General features: G+C 51.5%; 2 protein-coding genes. Both read right to left on the bottom strand.

Going from position 1 to position 1,859, the window contains the following annotated elements:
• Window positions 1–468: type IV pilin domain-containing protein (locus tag ABD211_RS33160; protein ID WP_344140490.1), on the bottom strand; the 468-nt coding region annotated here is incomplete at its 3' end.
• 429 nt (window positions 469–897) lie between these two features.
• A complete protein-coding gene (locus tag ABD211_RS33165) occupies window positions 898–1,161 on the bottom strand; it encodes a hypothetical protein (protein ID WP_344140492.1) in 264 nt (87 codons plus the stop codon).
• Window positions 1,162–1,859: the final 698 nt, after the last annotated feature.

Genomic DNA, 1,859 nt, shown 5'->3' on the forward strand with positions numbered 1-1,859 from the left:
ATAATCCCAAAGATCGCTCTCTTCATTTGCGATGAGGGTATAGGTGGTTCCTGCTCTGAACTCTTCGTCTGCCTCTACCTCAAAATGATTATTTTCCCAATTATTTTCCTTATTTAGTGTTGCAAATGATTGGTCACTCGGACCTCTAACGACAACTCTCATATCATCTTCTTGGATACTGTCACCAGTATTGTGGGAGATATATGCTAACTCAGAGTCGGGGTCAAGGTCACCTGCATCATCTGTTGGCAACCAATCGGAATTAGTACTTGTATCGATTGAGGTTGTTGGTGCTGACTCACCAAGATCGTCACCCATACCCATCACGAATGCGGCGATGACAGCTGCCAGAATGACGGTGACGGCAACCATTAGTACAACCCCGATAACCGGGCTCACTGCCCGTTCATCTTCGCTTCCGATCAACTTCGGTTTGATTTGTTTCAAGTCCATTGTGTTCTCACGCACCCTGAACGGTCGGAAAGCTTATTCACAGCGGTAGGGTACCACCGTCCGACGCATGGGGGATTGGGTTAGTCCACAACCATCCCGGCGTCAACCCTTTCTCGCCGTTCGTTTTGGTGCTGATAGCAACCAGTAGTTTTCGAGGTTATATAGGTTGGGGATAGTGACTATCGAACTGTCATTAACACATCGTGAGACGGTTTCACGCATGATAATTAGCGTCTGACAGAACCCTTCCAGTGAGGACTTGAAGAACCGCAGTCTTGCGATTTTGCATTCTGGCGGTGATTATCATAACTGATCCTTCCATCCGGGAGTATTGGTTTATCGAAACTGTTCTCGATCTCGCGACCAAATAGAACTCGCGCGCACCTCTGGTATGCACTGGTTCAGTCACCTGGCGAGGCGAGAGATTGTGACCGTTTTCGAAAATTATTCTTCCAAGTCCTTGGCGTCGAGTTCCCCTTCCAGGTACGCACGCCCGTGGTCGGTGATCTGGTAGTAACCCCGATCATCATCGACTTTCTCGAGTAGCCCGTGCTCAACCAAATTTGGCAGTCGCCTCTTGACCGTTGGATGAGACACGCCTACGATATTGTACGAAACTACCGCTGGTGGCATTGCTATCCCCGTTTCCTCGAAGAACTCGAGAATAGCAGGATCGGACTTAGTCATCCACGACACCAACGGACGCATCGACTCGACCGTCTCGCTTTCTTATCATAACTGCAGGTGTCACGTCTGTCAATAATACCATTTGGTATTGAAGATGATACTGTATGGTATCAAGATTTAATACAGATAGGTGATTTGTTGGGGGTGACAGAGGACACGCAGGACTCGAGCCATCGAGGATTGTAGGAGAGGAAACCCGTGTAGGGGCACGGGTCTGTGCGGTTCTCTGGTGACAAGAACCATGTTTACTCCCAACGACACGCGGGAAAAAGCCCCCGATCGACCGCAGTACTCGAGTATCGGCCCACAGCCCACGCTCGAGACGAGTATCGTTATCGGAAACAACCAATTCCGACAACAGCACCTACGAGAAGGCCGTTATCACCGTCTCCTCTCTTTTCGGAAATTCGGAAATCGGACGGCGACGACTAAGAGGTTAGCGTACAGTCGTTACATAACACCGACGGACAGCAGCCGCACGCGCCCCAAGGTCCAACAAGCGGCGCGCGCGGTTCGTCCGCGGTCCCAGAAGTGTGAGACCATGAGCGAAATAGCACGCATCCACGGTAAGCGTACCGGATACTGTAACCAGAGTAACGCTCTCGAGGTGAGTCGATGAGCGACGAGTTTCTCGCCCTCGAGCGCCAGGCCGACGCGATGGAACGGCAGGCGGAGGCCCTCGAGGCGATCGCGACCGAGATCCGCTATCAGAACGCGGC

The sequence above is a fragment of the Luedemannella flava genome (genome assembly GCF_039528515.1).
GTDB classification, from domain to species: domain Bacteria; phylum Actinomycetota; class Actinomycetes; order Mycobacteriales; family Micromonosporaceae; genus Luedemannella; species Luedemannella flava.

What these genes read in the sequence shown, in the direction of transcription:
- ABD211_RS33165 (WP_344140492.1), bottom strand. Translation starts at nt 1,161, where the DNA reads ATGCGTCCGTTGGTGTCGTGGATGACTAAGTCCGATCCTGCTATTCTC.